Consider the following 20,572-nt stretch of genomic DNA (forward strand, 5'->3'; position numbering starts at 1 on the left):
ATGACCTGGACGGTGCGGCCCGCCCGTCCTGCCGCCGCCCACGACGGCGCCGGCCGCGGACCGGACGCCGTCCGAACCCTCCTGCCACCCCTTCAGCGGGAACCGGCACCGGCGGCCGCGCCCCACCCGTCCGGTGACGCCCACGGCGGCGCGCCGCACGAAGAGCCCGAGGCACCGGTCCGGGCCGGCGGCCCCCCGCCCCGGCCCGCACCCCTGACGGCGGGCGGACACCCCGGGACACGCCGTCACGCCCCCGCCTGCCCGACGACGCGCCCCGGCCTTCGGCCGAGCGGGCGCCACGTCGCGTCCCCGTCGGCCGCCGTCGGTCGCCGACGGCCACAGCCCCCGCCCCTGCTCGGCCCGGCGGACCCCTAGGGGTGCGGTAGGAGCTGTGGCCCGGGAACCGGCTGGTTAGCCTCGCCGAACGGTGTGGGCTATCCACGGTTCTTCTCGCCGAATGTGAGCGCTTGATGATGAGTTCGTCCGGGGACTTCGGAGCATCCGTGCCGAACGGCAATGAGGGAACGGGGACCGGGGCGGGGCCGGAGCTGCGGTCGCACCTGGCCGGCCTGCCGGCGGCCGAGGCACAGCAGGTAGTCACCGCGCTGGTGACCGACCTCGCCGCCGCCGCGCTGCGCCGCCCGGCCGACGAGCCGGTCGCGGCCCACGGCACCTTCTTCGAGACCGGGTTCGACTCGCTCACCGCTGTCGAGCTGCACAGCCGGCTGACCGCAGCGACCGGCCTGGCGCTCCCCGTGACGCTGGCGTTCGACTACCCGACGCCCGCCGCACTGGCCCGCCACCTCTACGCCGAGCTGCTCGGCCTCGCCCCGGAGCGGGCCGTCGCCGACACCGCCGCCGGGCACGCCGACGAGCCGATCGCGATCGTCGGCATGGCCTGCCGCTTCCCCGGTGGGGTCGGTTCCGCCGAGGACCTCTGGCAGCTCGTGGAGTCCGGGGCGGACGCGATCGGCGAGTTCCCGACCGACCGCGGCTGGGACGTCGACGCGCTGTACTCCGCCGACCCCGACGAGCCGGGCACCAGCTACACCCGCCAGGGCGGCTTCCTCTACGAGGCGGCGGAGTTCGACGCCGACTTCTTCGGCATCAACCCGCGCGAAGCCCTCGCCATGGACGCCCAGCAGCGGCTGGTCCTGGAAACCTCCTGGGAGGCGCTGGAGGGCGCCGGAATCCAGCCCGAGACGCTCCGCGAGCAGCGCGTCGGCGTGTTCGTCGGCGCGGAGGCCCAGGAGTACGGGCCGCGCCTCCAGGACGCCACCGACGCGCTGGAGGGCTACCTCGTCACCGGCAACGCGGCCAGCGTCGCGTCCGGCCGCGTCTCGTACGCGCTCGGCCTCCAGGGCCCGGCGCTCACCGTCGACACGGCCTGCTCCTCCTCGCTGGTCGCCCTCCACCTGGCCGCGCAGGCGCTGCGCCAGGGCGAGTGCACGATGGCGCTGGCCGGCGGTGTCGCCGTGATGGCCAGCCCGGCGTCGTTCGTGGCGTTCTCCCGCCAGCGCGGCCTGGCCGTCGACGGCCGGTGCAAGCCGTTCGCCGCCGCCGCCGACGGCACCGCCTGGGCCGAGGGCGTCGGCATGCTGCTCGTCGAGCGGCTCTCCTCCGCGCGGGCCGCCGGCCGCCGGGTCCTCGCCGTGATCCGCGGCTCGGCCGTCAACCAGGACGGCGCGTCCAACGGCCTGACCGCGCCGAACGGCCCCTCCCAGCAGCGGGTGATCCGCCAGGCCCTCGCCAACGCGCGGCTGGAGGCGGCGGACGTCGACGCCGTCGAGGCGCACGGCACCGGCACCACCCTCGGCGACCCCATCGAGGCGCAGGCCCTGCTGGCCACCTACGGGCAGGACCGCGACGGCGCCCCGCTCTGGCTCGGCTCGCTGAAGTCCAACATCGGGCACGCCCAGGCCGCGGCCGGCGTCGGCGGCGTCATCAAGATGGTCCAGGCCCTCCGGCACGAACTGCTGCCGAAGACCCTGCACGTGGACGAGCCGACGCCGCACGTCGACTGGCAGGCCGGTGACGTCCGGCTGCTCACCGAGGCGCAGGCGTGGCCCGCCACCGACCGGCCGCGGCGGGCCGCGGTCTCCTCGTTCGGCATGAGCGGCACCAACGCCCACCTCATCCTCGAAGCACCGCCGGCGGAGCAGCCGGAGCCCGCCGCGGCGGCCCCGGAGCAGGACGCCCCGGCGGCCGGCGTGTTCGCGCTGCCGCTCTCCGGCCGCACGCCGGAGGCGCTCGCCGGGCAGGCGGCGCGGCTGCTCGCCCGGCTGGACGGGCCGGACGCCGGCCTCGCCGACCTGGGCCTCTCGCTGGCCACCGCCCGCACCCACTTCGCCCACCGCGCCGTCGTGCTCGGCGCCGACCGCGGGCAGGTGGCGCAGGGCCTCGCCGCGCTCGCCGCCGCCGAGCCGTCCGCCCGGGTCGTCACCGGGGCCGTGGGCCGCGGCCGGACCGCCTTCCTGTTCACCGGCCAGGGCTCGCAGCGGACCGGGATGGGCCGCGAACTGTACGCCACCCAGCCGGTGTTCGCCGCGGCCTTCGACGAGGCCGCCTGGTACCTGGACATCCAGCTCGACCGCCCGCTCGCCGACGCGCTCACCGACGAGGAACTGCTCGGCCGGACCGAGTACGCGCAGCCGGCGATCTTCGCGGTCGAGGTGGCCCTGCTCGCGCTGCTCCGGCACTGGGGCGTCACCCCGGACGTCCTGGTCGGACACTCGATCGGCGAGATCGCCGCCGCCCACGCCGCCGGGGTGCTCTCGATCGCCGACGCGGCGGCCCTCGTCGGCGCGCGCGGCCGGCTGATGCAGGAGCTGCCGGACGGCGGCGCGATGCTCGCCGTCCGCGCCACCGAGTCCGAGCTGCGCGAGGCGTTCCCGGAGATCGACATCGCGGCGGTCAACGGGCCGGACGCCGTCGTCCTCTCGGGTCCCGCGGGCGACATCGACGCGGCCGCGGCCGTGGCCGCCGAGCGGGGCTGGAAGACCTCGCGTCTGCGGACGAGCCATGCGTTCCACTCGCGGCTGATGGAGCCGATGCTGGACGAGTTCCGCCGCGTCCTGCGCTTCCTGACCTTCCACGAGCCGAAGCTCCCGGTCGTCTCCACGGTGACCGGCCGCCCGGTCGAGGCGGGCCAGTGGTCCGACCCGGAGTACTGGGTCGACCAGGTCCGCAGGCCGGTCCGGTTCGCCGACGCGCTGGCCGCCCTGGACGGCGTCGGCGCGTACGTGGAGCTGGGGCCGGACGCCGTCCTCACCGCGGCGGCCCAGCAGGCCGCCCCCGAGGCGGTCTGCGTGCCGCTGCTGCGGCGCGACCGGGACGAGGCCGCCACCGCGGCCGCGGCACTGGCCGCGCTGCACGTCCACGGGGCGGCGGTGGACTGGCCCGCCCTGTACCCCCACGCCCGGGTGGTGGACCTGCCGACCTACGCGTTCCAGCGGGAGCGCTTCTGGCTGGAGAGCGCCCCGGCGCGCCCCGGCGCGGGCCACCCCGGGGACCCGGGGGACGCCGCGTTCTGGGCCGCGGTCGACCGCGCCGACCTCCCCGCGCTCGCCGAGGAGCTCGGGGTCGACACCGCGGCCGTGGCCGACGTGCTGCCGGCCCTGGCTTCCTGGCGCACCCGGAACCGCGAACGCTCGCTGGTCGACGGGTGGCGGTACCGGATCACGTGGCAGCCGGCGGCCCACGAGGGCGCGGCCACCGCGACGGCCACCGCGACGGCCGCCGGACTCGGCGGCACGTGGGCGCTGCTGGGCGAGGACGTCCACGGCCTCGGCGACCTGCTGTCCGGGCTGGGCGCGACGGTCGTACCGCTGGCCGACGCGGCCGCGACCGCGGACCTGGACCTGGCCGGTGTGCTGGCCTCCCCGTCCACCGTGCACGAAGCGCTGTCCCTGGTCCAGGCCCTGACGGCGGCCCGCAGCGAGACCCCGCTGTGGCTGGTGACGCGGGGCGCGGTGGCGACCGGCCGGGCGGACCGCCCGGTCGACGTCGACCAGGCCGCGCTGTGGGGCTTCGGCCGGGTGGTCGGTCTGGAGCACCCCGAGTTCTGGGGCGGCCTGCTGGACCTGCCCGAGACGGTCGACGCCCGTGCGGCGGCCCGGATCGGCGCGGTCCTCTCCGGCGCGCTGGGCGCCGAGGACCAGATCGCGGTCCGCGGCGGCGGCGTGCTGGTCCGCCGGCTGGAACACGCGCCGGCCGGCGCGGCCGCCGCCTGGCGGCCGCGCGGAACGGTCCTCATCACCGGCGGGACGGGCGGCCTGGGCGCCGAGGTAGCCCGCTGGGCCGCCGACGGGGCCGACCGGCTGGTCCTGGTGTCGCGGCGCGGCGCGGACGCGCCCGGGACGGCGGAACTGCTGGCCGGCCTGCCCAACGCCGAGGTCCACGCCTGCGACCTGGCGGACCGTGCGGCGGTCGAGGCGCTGCTGACCGCGGTCGGCCGGATCGACGCCGTCGTGCACGCCGCCGGCGTCGGCGAGGACGCGGCCCTCGCCGAAGCCGACGACGCACACCTGCGCCGCGTGCTGTCCGGCAAGGTCGACGGCGCCCGGCACCTGGACGAACTGGTCGGCGACGTCGACGCGTTCGTGGTCTTCTCGTCCATCTCCGGCGTCTGGGGCAGCCGCGGCCAGGCCGCGTACGGGGCCGCCAACGCGGCCCTGGACGCCCTCGTGGCCCGGCGCCGCGCGCACGGGCTGCCGGGCACCGCGATCGCCTGGGGCCCGTGGGCGCGGATCGGCATGGCCGCCGACCAGGGCGAGACCGAGCTGCTGCGCCGACAGGGCCTCCTGCCGATGGCGCCCGCCCAGGCGATCACCGCCCTGGCCGGCGCGGTCGGCGGGGAGGTCGGGGGAGGGGACGGTGTGGTCACCGTCGCCGACGTCCGCTGGGCGGACTTCGTCCCGCTGTTCGCCTCGGCCCGCCCGCGCCCGCTGTTCGACGCCCTGCCCGAGGTGGCGGCGCCCGCCGTCGGCGGCACGGTGTTCTCCACGCTGGGCCAGCGTCTCGCGGGCCTCCCCGCCGGGGAGCGGGAGCGGTTCGTCTCGGACCTCGTGCGCACCCACGTGGCCGTGGTCCTGGGCCACGCCTCCGGCGAGGCGGTCGCACTCGACCGGGCGTTCAAGGAACTGGGCTTCGACTCGCTGACGGCGGTCGAGCTGCGGAACCGGCTGCAGGCCGCGACCGGGCTGGCGCTGCCGGCGACCCTGGTGTTCGACCACCCCAGCGTCGAGCGCCTGGCCGCCCACCTCCTCGACGGACTCGGCGGCGCCGTCGACGCCGTCACCGTGCCGCGGACGGCCGCGGCCGCCGACGACGATCCGATCGTCATCGTCGGCATGGCCTGCCGCTTCCCCGGCGGCGCGGACACCCCGCAGGCGTTCTGGGACCTGGTCGCCTCCGGCGCCGAGGCGATGGGCGGCTTCCCGACGGACCGCGGCTGGGACCTGGAGGGCCTGTACCACCCGGATCCGGACCACGCGGGCACGTCCTATGCCCGCGAGGGCGGATTCCTCTACGGCGCGGGCGAGTTCGACGCCGGGCTGTTCGGGATCTCGCCGCGTGAGGCGCTGGCGATGGACCCGCAGCAGCGGCTGCTGCTGGAGACCTCGTGGGAGGCGCTGGAGAGCGGCGGGTTCGACCCGCTCGCGCTGCGCGGCGCCCAGATCGGCGTGTTCGCCGGCTCCAACGGCCAGGACTACGCCAGCCAGCGGCACGACGTCCCCACCGACCTGGAGGGGTACCTCGGCACCGGAACGGCGGGCAGCGTCGTCTCCGGGCGGCTCTCCTACACGTTCGGGCTGGAGGGCCCGGCGGTGACGGTGGACACGGCCTGTTCGTCGTCGCTGGTGGCGCTGCACCTCGCGGTGCAGGCGCTGCGGTCGGGCGAGTGCTCGATGGCGCTGGCCGGCGGCGTCACCGTCATGTCCACCCCGGACGCGTTCATCGACTTCAGCCGCCAGCGCGGGCTCGCCCCCGACGGGCGGTGCAAGCCGTTCGGCGCCGGTGCGGACGGCACCGCCTGGGGCGAGGGCGTCGGCATGCTGCTCGTCGAGCGGCTGTCCTCGGCGCGTGCCGCGGGCCGTCGGGTGCTGGCGGTGGTGCGGGGCACGGCCGTCAACCAGGACGGTGCGTCGAACGGTCTGACGGCGCCGAACGGTCCGTCGCAGCAGCGGGTGATCCGGGCGGCGCTGGCGCAGGCCGGTCTGTCGGCGTCCGAGGTGGACGCGGTGGAGGCGCACGGCACCGGTACGGCGCTGGGTGACCCGATCGAGGCGCAGGCGCTGCTGGCCACGTACGGGCAGGGCCGTGACGGCGAGCCGCTGTGGCTCGGGTCGGTGAAGTCCAACATCGGTCACACCCAGGCGGCGGCGGGCGTCGCCGGCATCATCAAGATGGTGCTGGCGATGCGGCACGGCGTGCTGCCCGCGACGCTGAACGCCGACGAGGCGTCCCCGCACGTGGAGTGGTCGGCGGGTGCGGTCGAGCTGCTGACGGAGGCCCGTCCGTGGCTGGCCGGAGAGCGGCCGCGCCGGGCGGGTGTGTCGGCGTTCGGTGTCTCGGGCACCAACGCGCACGTGATCGTGGAGGAGCCGCCGGCGGCGGAGCCGACCGTCCCGGCCGTGGCGGAACTCCCGCTGGTGCCGGTGCTGTTGTCCGGCCAGACCCCGGACGCCCTGCGGGCGCAGGCGGTGCGGCTGCGGACGGCGGCGGACGCCGACCTGCCCGGGATCGGGCTCGCATCGGTCGTTCGTGGAGCACTGGCCCACCGTGCGGTGGTGCTGGCGGGGGACCGGGAGGCGCTGGTCGGCGGGCTGGACGCGGTGGCGTCCGGGACCGGTGGTGTGACGGGTACCGCACGTGCGGGCCGGGTGGCGTTCCTGTTCACCGGTCAGGGCGCGCAGCGGGTCGGGATGGGTCGGGGTCTGTACGAGGCCTACCCCGTGTTCGCGGATGCCTTCGACCAGGTCGCCCTGCACCTTGACGCTTATCTGGAGCGGCCGTTGGCGGAGGTGCTGGCGGACGAGGAGCTGATCCACCGGACCGGGTACGCACAGCCGGCGATCTTCGCGGTCGAGGTGGCGCTGCACGCGCTGCTGTCGCACTGGGGTGTGCGCCCCGATGTCCTGGTCGGTCACTCGATCGGTGAGATCGCGGCCGCCCACGTCGCCGGGGTGCTGTCGCTGGCGGATGCTGCCCAACTGGTGGCCGCGCGTGGCCGGTTGATGCAGGCGCTGCCTGCCGGTGGGGCGATGCTCGCCGTCGGGGCGTCCGAGGCCGAGGTGGCGGCGGCGTTCCCGGACGTGGATGTCGCGGTGGTGAACGGCCCGGCGTCCGTGGTGGTCGCGGGGCTCGAAGCCGAGATCGACGCGGTGGCGGAGGCGGCGGCCGAGCGCGGTTGGAAGACCTCGCGCCTGCGGACCAGCCACGCGTTCCACTCGCGGCTGATGGAGCCGATGCTGGAGGACTTCCGCGCCGTCGTGCGCGGACTGTCCTTCGTCGAGCCGGTGGTTCCGGCGGTTTCGACCGTGACCGCGAGCCCGGTGGAGCCGGGCCAGTGGACGGACCCGGAGTACTGGGTGGAGCAGGTCCGCAAGCCGGTCCGCTTCGCCGACGCCCTGGCGGCCCTCGACGGCGTCGCCGCCCATGTCGAACTCGGCCCGGACGCCGTGCTGTCCGCGCTCGTGCGGCAGCCCGAGGCCGTCACCGCGCCGCTGCTGCGCCGTGAGCGCGACGAAGTCACCACCGCCCTCACGGCGTTGGCGACCCTGCACGTCCACGGCGTCACGGTCGACTGGACCCCGTTCTTCACCGGGGTCCGTCCGGCCGAGCTGCCGACCTACGCCTTCCAGCACCAGCACTACTGGCTGGAGAGCCGTCCTGCCAAGGCGGTCGCGGCCGACCCCGTCGAGTCCGGGTTCTGGGCCACCGTGGAGCAGGGCGACCTGTCCGGCCTGTCCGAGCAACTCGGTGTCCCCGCAGAGTCGTTGGAGAACGTGCTGCCCGCGCTCGCGTCGTGGCGGGCGCGCGGTCAGGAGCGGTCGCTGGTCGACGGCTGGCGCTACCGGGTCACCTGGAAGCCCGCCGACCTGCCGACTGCCGGGCTGACCGGCCGGTGGGTACTGGTCGGCGAGGACGTTCACGGCCTCGGCGAGGCGCTGGCCGGACTCGGCGCGTCGGTGGTCCGGGTGCCCGTAGGGACCCGGGACGAGCTGGCCGCCCGCCTCGAAGGGCTCGACGTCTCCGGCATCGTGGCGACGACGCCTTCGATCGTCGAAGCACTGTCGCTGGTACAGGCCCTGACGGACAGTCGGATCACCTCTCCGCTGTGGCTGGTGACGCGGGGCGCGGTGGCGACAGGCCGGGCGGACCGCCCGGTCGACGTCGACCAGGCCGCGCTGTGGGGCTTCGGCCGGGTTGTCGGTCTGGAGCACCCCGAGTTCTGGGGCGGCCTGCTGGACCTGCCCGAGACGGTCGACTCCCGTGCGGCGGCCCGGATCGGCGCGGTCCTGTCCGGCGCGCTGGGCGCGGAGGACCAGATCGCGGTCCGCGGCGGCGGCGTGGTCGTCCGGAGGCTGGAGCACGCTCCGGCTACCACCGGGTCGGCCTGGACTCCGCGTGGCACGGTGCTGATCACCGGTGGTACGGGTGGTCTGGGCGTGGAGGTGGCCCGTTGGGCGGCGGCGAACGGCGCGGAGCGGCTGGTGCTGGTGTCGCGTCGTGGCGCGGAGGCGCCGGGTGCGGCGGAGCTGCTGGCCGAGCTGCCGATCGCGGAGATCCACGCCTGTGACCTGGCGGACCGCGCGGCGGTGGCGGAGTTGCTGGCGGCCGTCGGCGGTGTCGACGCGGTGGTGCACGCGGCGGGCGTCGCGGCCGACGTGCCGCTGCGCGAGGCCGACGAGGCGCACTTCCGGACCGTGCTGTCCGGCAAGGTCGACGGCGCCCTGTACCTGGACGAACTGGTCGGCGACGTCGACGCGTTCGTCGTGTTCTCGTCGATCTCGGGTGTCTGGGGCAGTGGCGAGCAGGCGGCGTACGGGGCCGCCAACGCGGCTCTGGACGGTCTGATCGCCCGGCGCCGTGCGCACGGTCTCCCGGGTACCGCGGTGGCCTGGGGGCCGTGGGCCGAGGTGGGCATGGCTGCGGACGGCGAGGTCGCGACCCAGCTCCGCCGCCGCGGTCTGGTGCCGCTCGACCCGCAGCGGGCCGTGGCCGCGCTGGCCGCCGCGGTGGGCGGCGACGAGGGTGCGCTGACGGTCGCCGACGTCCGCTGGGACGCGTTCGTGCCGGTGTTCGCGGCGGCGCGCGCGCGTCCGCTGTTCGACACCCTGCCCGAGGCGCAGGCCGCACCGGCCGCCGGCGGGACGGTGTTCTCCACGCTCGCCCAGCGGTTGGCGGGTCTCGCCGCCGGGGAGCGGGAACGACTGGTCGGGGACGTGGTGCGTACGCACGTCGCCGCCGTGCTGGGCCACGCGTCGGCCGAAGGCCTGGAGCCGGGGCGGGCGTTCAAGGAACTGGGCTTCGACTCGCTGACGGCGGTGGAGCTGCGGAACCGGCTGCAGGCCGCGACCGGGCTGGTCCTTCCGGCGACGCTGGTGTTCGACTACCCGAGCGTCGAGCGGCTGGCCGCCCACCTCCTGGGCGAGTTGAGCGGGTCGGTGGACGCCGTGCTGGCGCCGGTGGGCGCGGCCGCCGGCGGCGCCGACGATCCGGTCGTCATCGTCGGGATGGGCCTGCGGCTGCCGGGCGGGGTGGACACCCCGGAGGCGTTCTGGGACCTGGTGGCTTCCGGCCGGGACGGCATCGGGGCCTTCCCGACCGACCGCGGCTGGGACCTGGAGGGCCTGTACCACCCGGATCCGGACCACGCGGGTACGACGTACACCCGCGAGGGCGGATTCCTGTACGACGCGGCGGAGTTCGACGCCGGGCTGTTCGGGATCTCGCCGCGTGAGGCGCTGGCGATGGACCCGCAGCAGCGGCTGCTGCTGGAGACCTCGTGGGAGGCGTTCGAGCGGGCTGGGATCGACCCGCTGTCGCTGCGCGGGGAGCAGGTCGGCGTGTTCGCCGGCGCCAACAGCATCGACTACGCCGACCTGGCGGCGGGGCTGCCCGAGGAGCTGGAAGGGCACCTGCTGACCGGAACGGCGGGCAGCGTCGTCTCCGGGCGGCTCTCCTACACGTTCGGGCTCGAAGGCCCGGCGGTGACCATCGACACGGCGTGCTCGTCGTCGCTGGTGGCGCTGCACCTCGCGGTGCAGGCGCTGCGGTCGGGCGAGTGCTCGATGGCGCTGGCCGGTGGTGTCGCCGTGATGTCGGGACCGGAGACCTTCGTCCAGTTCTCGCGTCAGCGCGGACTCGCTCCCGACGGGCGGTGCAAGCCGTTCGGGGCGGGTGCGGACGGTACGGGCTGGGGCGAGGGTGTCGGCATGCTGCTCGTGGAGCGGCTGTCGTCGGCGCGGGCTGCCGGGCGCCGGGTGCTCGCGGTGGTTCGCGGTACGGCGGTGAACCAGGACGGTGCGTCGAACGGTCTGACGGCGCCGAACGGTCCGTCGCAGCAGCGGGTGATCCGGGCGGCGCTGGCGCAGGCCGGCCTGTCGGCGTCCGAGGTGGACGCGGTGGAGGCGCACGGCACCGGCACCACGCTGGGTGACCCGATCGAGGCGCAGGCGCTGCTGGCCACCTACGGCCAGGGCCGTGACGGCGAGCCGCTGTGGCTCGGGTCGGTGAAGTCCAACATCGGTCACACGCAGGCCGCGGCCGGTGTGGCGGGCATCATCAAGATGCTGCTCGCGATGCGGCACGAGACCCTGCCCGCGACGCTGTACGCGGACGAGCCGTCCCCGCACGTGGAGTGGTCCGCGGGTGCGGTGGAGCTGCTGACGGAGGCGCGTCCGTGGCGGGCCGACGGCCGGCCGCGCCGGGCGGGCGTCTCGTCGTTCGGCATGAGCGGCACCAACGCGCACGTCATCCTGGAGGAGCCGCCGGCGGTCGAGCCTTCCGCTCCGGCCGTGGTGCAACTGCCGCTGGTGCCGGTCGTGGTCTCCGGACACACGGCGGACGCGCTCCGGGCCCAGGCCGAGCGTGTCCTGAGGACGACCACCGAGGGCACGGACCCGGCGGAGGTCGGCGCCGCGTCGATCCGGCGGGCCGCGCTGGCCCACCGTGCGGTGGTGCTGGCGGGGGACCGGGAGTCGCTGGTCGGCGGGCTGGACGCGGTGGCGTCCGGGACCGGTGGTGTGACTGGTGTCGCCGGTCCGGGCCGGGTGGCGTTCCTGTTCACCGGTCAGGGCGCGCAGCGGGTCGGGATGGGTCGGGGTCTGTACGAGGCCTTCCCGGTGTTCGCGGATGCCTTCGATCAGGTGGCGCTTCACCTGGACGCCTACCTGGAGCGGCCGTTGGCGGAGGTGCTGGCGGACGAGGAGCTGATCCACCGGACCGGGTACGCCCAGCCGGCGATCTTCGCGGTCGAGGTGGCGTTGCACGCGCTGCTGTCGCACTGGGGTGTCCGGCCGGACGTGCTGGTCGGTCACTCGATCGGTGAGATCGCGGCCGCCCACGTCGCCGGGGTGCTGTCGCTGGCGGACGCGGCCCAACTGGTCGCCGCACGTGGCCGGTTGATGCAGGCGCTGCCCGCCGGTGGCGCGATGCTCGCCGTCGGGGCGTCCGAAGCCGACGTTCTGGCGGCGTTCCCGGACATCGACATCGCCGTCGTCAACGGGCCGACCTCGGTCGTCGTCGCCGGACTCGAAGCCGAGATCGACAAGGCGACCGAGCTGGCCACCGAACGGGGCTGGAAGACCAACCGCCTGCGGACCAGCCACGCGTTCCACTCGCGGCTGATGGAGCCGATGCTGGAGGAGTTCCGCACGGTCGTGCGCGGACTGTCCTTCGCCGAGCCGGCCGTCCCCGCCGTGTCGACCGTGACCGCGAGCCCGGTGGAGCCGGGCCAGTGGTCCGACCCGGAGTACTGGGTCGAGCAGGTCCGCAGGCCGGTCCGATTCGCGGACGCCCTGGCCGGGTTGGGCGATGTGACCAGGTTCGTGGAGCTGGGCCCGGACGCCGTCCTGGCCGCGCTCGTGCAGCAGCCCGAGGCCGTCACGGCGCCCCTGCTGCGTCGCGAGCGTGACGAAGTCACCACCGCCCTCACGGCGTTGGCGACCCTGTACGTTCACGGTGTCCCCGTCGACTGGACCCCGTTCTTCGCCGGGGTCCGTCCGGCCGAGCTGCCGACCTACGCCTTCCAGCGGGAGCGGTACTGGCCCGACGAGATACCCGCCGGCCGCGGTGCCGGGCAGGACCGGGACGACACCGACTTCTGGACCACCGTCGAACGCGGCGACCTGCGGACGCTGGCCGACCAGCTCGGCGTCGAGACGACGGCGCTCGAAGGCCTGGTCCCCGCATTGGCGTCCTGGCGGGCGCAGGGGCGCGAGCGGTCGCTGGTCGACGGCTGGCGCTACCGGGTCGACTGGGAGCCGGCGACCGTGTCGCCCGAGGCCCGACTCGACGGCGTGTGGGCGGTCGTCGGCGAGGACGTGCACGGCCTCGCCGAGGTGCTGACCGCACTGGGCGCGACGGTGCTGCCGGTGACCGGTCAGGAGCAGCTGGCGGGGCTCGACGTCGTGGGCCTCGTCGCGTCGCCGGTCACCCCGGCCGACGCGCTCGGGCTGGTCCGGGACCTGGTGCAGGCCGGCTGCCGGGCTCCGCTGTGGCTGGTGACGCGCGGCGCCGTGGCCACCGGACCGGCGGACGGCGCGGTGGACGTCGGCCAGGCGCAGCTGTGGGGCTTCGGCCGTGCGGTGGGCTTGGAGCACCCCGAGCTGTGGGGCGGCCTGCTGGACCTGCCCGTGGAGTTGGACCGCCGGGCGTCGGGCCGGGTCGCCGCCGTTCTGGGCGGTGCGCTGGGCGCGGAGGACCAGGTCGCGGTGCGCGGTGGCGGCGTGCTGGTGCGCCGGCTCGTGCACGCGCCTGCGGGTTCCTCCCGGCCGTGGACTCCGCGTGGCACGGTGCTGATCGCCGGTGGCACGGGTGGCCTGGGTGTCGAGGTGGCCCGTTGGGCGGCCGTGAACGGCGCCGAGCGGCTCGTCCTGGTGTCGCGTCGTGGCGCGGAGGCGCCGGGTGCGGCGGAGCTGCTGGCCGAGCTGCCGACGGCGGAGATCCACGCCTGTGACCTGTCGGACCGTGCGGCGGTCGAGGCGCTGCTGGCGGCCGTCGGCCGGGTCGACGCGGTGGTGCACGCGGCGGGTGTGGGCGAGGACGTGTCGCTGGTCGACGCGGACGAGGCCCATCTGGACCGGGTGATCCGGGGCAAGGTCGAAGGGGCGCTGCACCTGGACGAACTGGTCGGCGACGTGGACGCGTTCGTGGTGTTCTCGTCGATCTCGGGTGTCTGGGGCAGTGGTGAGCAGGCGGCGTACGGTGCGGCGAACGCGGCCCTGGACGGTCTGGTCGCGCGGCGTCGGGCGCAGGGTCTGCCGGGTACGGCGGTGGCGTGGGGCCCGTGGGCCCGGGTGGGTATGGCCGCCGATGACGAGACGGCCTCGCAGCTGCGGCGCCGGGGCCTGAACCCGATGGCGCCGGACCGTGCGCTCGCCGCGCTGGCGTCGGCCGTCGGATCGGGCGAGGCCGCCGTGACCGTCGCGGACGTCCGCTGGGAGGAGTTCCTGCCGCTGTTCACCGCGGTCCGCGAGCGCCCGCTGTTCACCCGGCTGGCCGCTCCCGCCGTCGCGGGTTCCGCCCCGAAGGAGACCGGTCTCGCCGCGCGGCTGGCCGGCCTGTCGGCGCCGGAGCGGCACCGCACGGTGCTGGACCTGGTGCGGGCCGAGGTCGCGGCGGCGCTCGGGCACGCGTCGGCCGGGGCGGTCGAGCCGTCGCGGGCGTTCAAGGAGCTGGGCTTCGACTCGCTGACAGCAGTCGAACTGCGCAACCGCTTGCAGACCGCGACCGGGCTCGTGCTGCCCGCGACGCTGGTGTTCGACTACCCGGACGCCGAGCGGCTCACCGCGTTCGTCCTCGGACGCTTCGCACCGGGCACCTTCGTGTCCGACGCGACCGTCGCGGAGGCCGTCGCGCCCGCCGGTGGCGATGACCCGGTCGTGATCGTGGGCATGGGCCTGCGGCTGCCGGGCGGGGTGGACACCCCGGAGGCGTACTGGGACCTGGTGGCCTCCGGCGCCGACGGGATCGGGGCCTTCCCGACGGACCGCGGCTGGGACCTGGAGGGCCTGTACCACCCGGACCCCGAGCACGCGGGGACGTTCTACGCCCGTGAGGGCGGATTCCTCTACGGTGCGGGCGACTTCGACGCCGGACTGTTCGGGATCTCGCCGCGTGAGGCGCTGGCGATGGACCCGCAGCAGCGACTGCTGCTGGAGACCTCGTGGGAGGCGCTGGAGACCGCCGGGGCCGATCCGCTCGGTCTGCGGGGCGAGCCGGTCGGCGTGTTCGTGGGTGCCTCGTTCATGGGCTACGGCTCGGGACCGGTCGAGGCCTCCGAGGGTGTGGAGGGGCACCTGCTGACGGGCACGGCCTCGTCGGTGATGTCCGGCCGGATCTCGTACTCGTTCGGCCTCGAAGGCCCGGCCGTCACCGTGGACACCGCCTGCTCGTCGTCGCTGGTCGCGCTGCACCTGGCCGCGCAGGCGCTCCGCGCCGGTGAGTGCTCGATGGCGCTGGTCGGCGGTGTGACCGTGATGCCGAACCCCGACATCTTCGTCGAGTTCTCGCGTCAGCGCGGGCTGGCTCCGGACGGCCGCTGCAAGTCCTTCGGGGCGGGTGCGGACGGTACGGGCTGGTCCGAGGGTGTCGGCATGCTGCTCGTGGAGCGGCTCTCCTCGGCGCGTGCTGCCGGGCGCCGGGTGCTCGCGGTGGTGCGCGGTACGGCCGTCAACCAGGACGGTGCGTCCAACGGTCTGACGGCGCCCAACGGCCCGTCGCAGCAGCGGGTGATCCGCGCCGCGCTGGCCCAGGCAGGGCTGACCCCGGCCGAGGTCGACGCCGTCGAGGCGCACGGCACGGGCACCACGCTGGGCGACCCGATCGAGGCGCAGGCCCTGCTCTCGACGTACGGGCAGGAGCGTGACGGCGATCCGCTGTGGCTCGGGTCCGTGAAGTCCAACATCGGCCACACCCAGGCCGCGGCCGGTGTGGCGGGCATCATCAAGATGCTGCTCGCCATGCGGCACGAGACCCTGCCCGCGACGCTGTACGCGGACGAGCCGTCGCCCGAGGTCGACTGGTCGGCGGGTGCGGTGGAGCTGCTGACGGAGGCCCGTCCGTGGCGGGCCGGTGACCGCCCCCGCCGGGCGGGCGTGTCCGCGTTCGGCGTGAGCGGCACGAATGCGCACGTGATCATCGAGGAGCCTCCGGCGGTCGAGCCGTCCGGCGTGCCGGCGGTGGAACTCCCGCTGGTGCCGGTGCTGTTGTCCGGCGCCGACGAGGCGGCACTGCACGCCCAGGCGCAGCAGCTGCGAGCCGTTGCCGTGCAGGACCTCCACGCGCTCGCCGCGGCGACCGCGCGGCGCGCCGCGTTGGCCCATCGTGCGGTGGTGCTGGCGGGCGACCGGGAGTCGCTGGTCGCCGGGCTGGACGCGGTGGTGTCCGGTACCGGTGGTGTGACGGGTACCGCACGTGGTGGCCGGGTGGCGTTCCTGTTCACCGGTCAGGGCGCGCAGCGCACCGGCATGGGTCGGGGTCTGTACGAGGCCTTCCCGGTGTTCGCGGATGCTTTCGATCAGGTGGCGCTGCACCTGGACGCGTATCTGGACCGGCCGTTGGCGGAGGTGCTGGCGGACGAGGAGCTGATCCACCGGACCGGGTACGCCCAGCCGGCGATCTTCGCGGTCGAGGTGGCGCTGCACGCGCTGCTCACGCACTGGGGTGTGCGCGCCGACGTGCTGGTCGGTCACTCGATCGGTGAGATCGCGGCGGCCCACGTCGCCGGGGTGCTGAACCTGGCGGACGCGGCCCAACTGGTGGCCGCGCGTGGCCGGTTGATGCAGGCGCTGCCCGCCGGCGGCGCGATGCTCGCGATCCGGGCGTCCGAGGCCGAGGTGGTGGCGGCGTTCCCGGACGTGGATCTCGCCGCCGTGAACGGCCCGACGTCGGTCGTCGTCGCCGGCCCCGAGGCCGAGATCGACGCGGTGGCCGAGGCGGCCACCGAACGGGGCTGGAAGACCAACCGCCTGCGGACCAGCCACGCCTTCCACTCCCGGCTGATGGAGCCGATGCTGGAGGACTTCCGCGCCGTCGTGCGCGGACTGGACTTCACCGAGCCGACGATCCCCGCCGTCTCGACCGTCACCGGCCGCCCGGTGGAGCCCGGCCAGTGGACCGACCCCGAGTACTGGGTCGAGCAGGTCCGCAAGCCCGTCCGCTTCGCCGACGCCCTGGAACTCCTGGACGGCGAAGGCGCGTTCGTGGAGCTCGGCCCAGACGCCGTCCTGTCCGCCCTCGTCCCGCACTCCGACGCCGTCACCGCCCCGGTGCTGCGCCGGGACCGCGACGAGGCGGCCACCGCGCTCACCGCCCTCGCCACCCTGCACGTCCACGGCGTCCCCGTCGACTGGACCCCGTTCTTCACCGGGGTCCGTCCGGCCGAGCTGCCGACCTACGCCTTCCAGCACCAGCGGTACTGGCTGGAGGCGGCGCCGACCGTCCGCTCCGCGGAACCCGCGGAGGCGGGCTTCTGGAACGTCGTCGAGCGCGGCGACCTCCCGGCGTTCGCGGCCGAGTTGGGCGTCGACGCCGACGCCGCCGCCACCGTGCTGCCCGCACTGTCGACCTGGCGCGCACGCGGCCGGGAGCGGTCGCTGGTCGACGGCTGGCGCTACCGGGTCACCTGGAAGCCGGTCGCCGATCCCGGCCCGGCCCGGATCGACGGATGCTGGCTGCTGCTCGGCGCCGACAACGGGGACAACGAGGCGAACGCCGCCCTCGCCGATGCCCTGACCGCCCACGGCGCGACGGTGCAGCGGCTCGCGGCCGGCACGCGGACCGAACTGGCCGACCGGCTGCGGACGCTGGACACGCCGATCGCCGGTGTGCTCGTGGCGGCGGGCCCGCTCACCGAGGCGCTCACCGCCGTTCAGGCCCTCGGCGACGCCGCCGTCACGGCGCCGCTCTGGCTGCTCACCCGCGGCGCCGTCGCGACCGGCTCCGCCGACCCGGCGGTCCGTCCGCTCCAGGCGGAGACCTGGGGCTTCGGCCGGGTCGTGGGGCTGGAACACCCCGATCGCTGGGGCGGGCTGATCGACCTCCCGGAGCGGCTGGACGCGCGTGCCGCCTCCCGGCTGGTCGCCGTGCTCGCCGGCCGGCTCGGCGACGAGACCGAAGTCTCGCTCCGGGCGGCCGGGTTGCTGGTCCGCCGGCTGGCCCCGGCACCCCGGCGGTCGGGGAGTGGCTGGGAGCCGCGCGGGACCGTCCTGGTCACCGGCGGCACCGGCGGGATCGGCCGACAGGTCGCCCGGTGGGCCGTGGAGCACGGCGCCGAGCGCGTCGTGCTGGTCGGACGGCGAGGGGCCGAGGCGGACGGCGTCCGCGAGCTGACGGCCGAGTTCGGGAACGTCGAGGCGCGCGCCTGCGACCTGACCGACCGCGACGCGCTCGCGGCGCTGGTCCGGGAGTTCGACGACGAGCCCGACCTGGCGATCGTGCACGCCGCCGGAGTTCTGGCGGACGGGGTCGTGGCCGGTCTCGACCCGGCGCGGCTGGACGCGGTGCTGGCGAGCAAGGCCGGCGCGGCCTGGCAGCTGCACGAACTGACGGAGCACCGACCGCTGTCGGCGTTCGTGCTGTTCTCCTCGACCGCAGGCGTCTTCGGCAACCCGGGCCAGGCCAACTACGCCGCCGCCAACGCGGCGCTCGACGCGCTCGCCGAGCACCGCGCGGCGCGGGGGCTGCCGGCGACCTCGGTCGCCTGGGGCCCCTGGGCCGACGCCGGCATGATGGCCGGCCACGCGGACTCGGCGCAGTTCCGCCGCTCCGGCCTCTCACTGCTGGCCCCCGCCGCCGCGCTGGCCGCCCTGGCCGCCGCGGTGGGCGCCGGCGAACCGACGGTGGTCGTCGCGGACGTGCAGTGGGAGCGGTTCGCCGCCGAGCTGGGCGTGCTCCGTCCGGCACGGGTCCTGGCCGACCTGCCCGAGGTGCGCGCGCTGGGCCGCGAGGTGACCGTGACCGGCCGGCTGCCGCTCGCCGTGCGGCTGGCGGACCTTCCGCCCGCCGAGGCGCACCGGACGCTCCTCGCCGAGGTGCGCGACCAGGCCGCGGTGGTGCTGGGACACGAGTCGGCCGGTGCCGTCGCACCCGACCGCTCGTTCCAGGAACTCGGCTTCGACTCGCTGACCGCGATGGAGCTGCGGAACCGGCTGGCCGTCGCGACCGGCCAGACCCTGCCCGCGGCGCTGGTCTTCGACTACCCGGACGCCGAGCGGCTGGCCGGGTACCTGCTCCAGCGCCTCGTCGGCGCACTTCCCACGGCGGCACCGGCCGCAGCGGCCGGCACCGCATCCTCGGTCACCGACGACCCGGTCGTCATCGTCGGGCTGGCCTGCCGGTTCCCGGGCGGGGCCGACACCCCGGAGGGCCTGTGGGACCTCCTGGCCGCCGGTACCGACGCGATGGGCGGCTTCCCCACCGACCGCGGCTGGGACCTGGAGGCCCTCTACCACCCGGACCCGGACCACCCCGGCACCACGTACACGCGGGACGGCGGCTTCCTCTCCGCCGCCTCCGAGTTCGACGCCGCACTGTTCGGTATCTCGCCGCGTGAGGCGCTGGCGATGGACCCGCAGCAGCGGCTGCTGCTGGAGACCTCGTGGGAGGCGTTCGAGCGGGCCGGTGTCGATCCGCTGTCGCTGCGCGGCGAGCAGGTCGGCGTGTTCGCCGGCACCAACGGCCAGGACTACATCGTGCTGCTGGACGACGGCTCCGTGGACGTCGCGGACTCCGCCGGCCACATCGGCACCGGCAACGCGGCGAGCGTGCTGTCCGGCCGCGTCTCCTACTCCTTCGGGCTGGAGGGCCCGGCGGTCACGGTCGACACCGCCTGCTCGTCGTCGCTGGTGGCCCTGCACCTGGCCGCGCAGGCGCTGCGGTCGGGCGAGTGCTCGATGGCGCTGGTCGGCGGCGTCACCGTGATGGCGACTCCCACCGCGTTCCTGGACTTCAGCCGCCAGCGCGGACTGGCCGCCGACGGACGGTGCAAGTCGTTCGGAGCGGACGCGGACGGCACCGCCTGGGGCGAGGGCGCCGGCGTGTTCGTGGTGGAGCGGTTGTCGTCGGCGCGGGCCGCGGGTCGTCGGGTGCTGGCGGTGGTGCGGGGCACGGCGGTGAACCAGGACGGTGCGTCGAACGGTCTGACGGCGCCGAACGGTCCGTCGCAGCAGCGGGTGATCCGGGCGGCGCTGGCGCAGGCCGGTCTGTCGGCGTCCGATGTGGACGCGGTGGAGGCGCACGGTACCGGCACCACGCTCGGTGACCCGATCGAGGCGGAGGCGCTGCTGGCGACCTACGGCCGGGACCGCGAGAAGCCCCTGTTGCTGGGGTCGATCAAGTCCAACATCGGCCACACCCAGGCCGCGGCCGGTGTGGCGGGCATCATCAAGATGGTTCTCGCGCTCCAGCACGGGACCCTGCCCGCGACCCTGCACGCGGACCAGCCGTCCCCGCACGTCGACTGGGCGTCGGGCGCGGTGGAGCTGCTGACGGAGGCGCGTCCGTGGCAGGCCGGTGACCGGCCGCGCCGGGCGGGCGTGTCCTCGTTCGGGATCAGCGGCACGAACGCGCACGTGATCCTGGAGGAGGCGCCGGCCGAGGAGCCGGAGACCGCCGCGGTGCCGCTCCCGACCGTGCCGCTGCCGCTGGTGCCGGTGCTGCTCGCCGGGCAGTCGGAGGCGGCGCTGCGGGCGCAGGCGGAGCGGCTCGCCGAGGTGGCGGACGCCGACCTGCCGGCCCTGGCGGCGGCAGCCGTCCGCCGCCCGGTGCTGGCCCACCGTGCGGTGGTACTGGCGGGCGACAGCGGGGAGTTGGCAGCCGGGCTCGCCGCGGTGGCGTCCGGTTCGGGTGCTCTGACCGGTACCGCGGGTGCGGGTCGGGTGGCGTTCCTGTTCACCGGTCAGGGCGCGCAGCGGGTCGGGATGGGTCGGGGTCTGTACGAGGCCTTCCCGGTGTTCGCGGATGTTTTCGACCAGGTGGCGCTGCACCTGGACGCTTATCTGGACCGGCCGTTGGCGGAGGTGCTGGCGGACGAGGAGTTGATCCACCGGACGGGCTTCGCGCAGCCGGCGATCTTCGCGGTTGAGGTGGCGCTGCACGCACTGCTCACGCACTGGGGTGTTCGGCCGGACGTGCTGGTGGGGCACTCGATCGGTGAGATCGCGGCGGCGCATGTCGCCGGGGTGCTGTCGCTGGCGGACGCTGCCCAACTGGTGGCCGCGCGTGGCCGGTTGATGCAGGCGTTGCCTGCCGGTGGCGCGATGCTCGCCGTCGGCGCTTCCGAGGCCGACGTTCTGGCGGCGTTCCCGGACATCGACATCGCCGTGATCAACGGGCCGACCTC

General features: G+C 75.5%; 1 protein-coding gene. It reads left to right on the top strand.

Features of this window, described 5'->3' with window-relative positions; all coding sequences use genetic code 11:
• Positions 1 to 503: 503 nt before the first annotated feature.
• Positions 504 to 20,572: type I polyketide synthase (locus AC067J_RS29715; protein ID WP_478304333.1), on the top strand; the 20,069-nt coding region annotated here is incomplete at its 3' end.

Source organism: Kitasatospora sp. NPDC042419 (assembly GCF_056437345.1).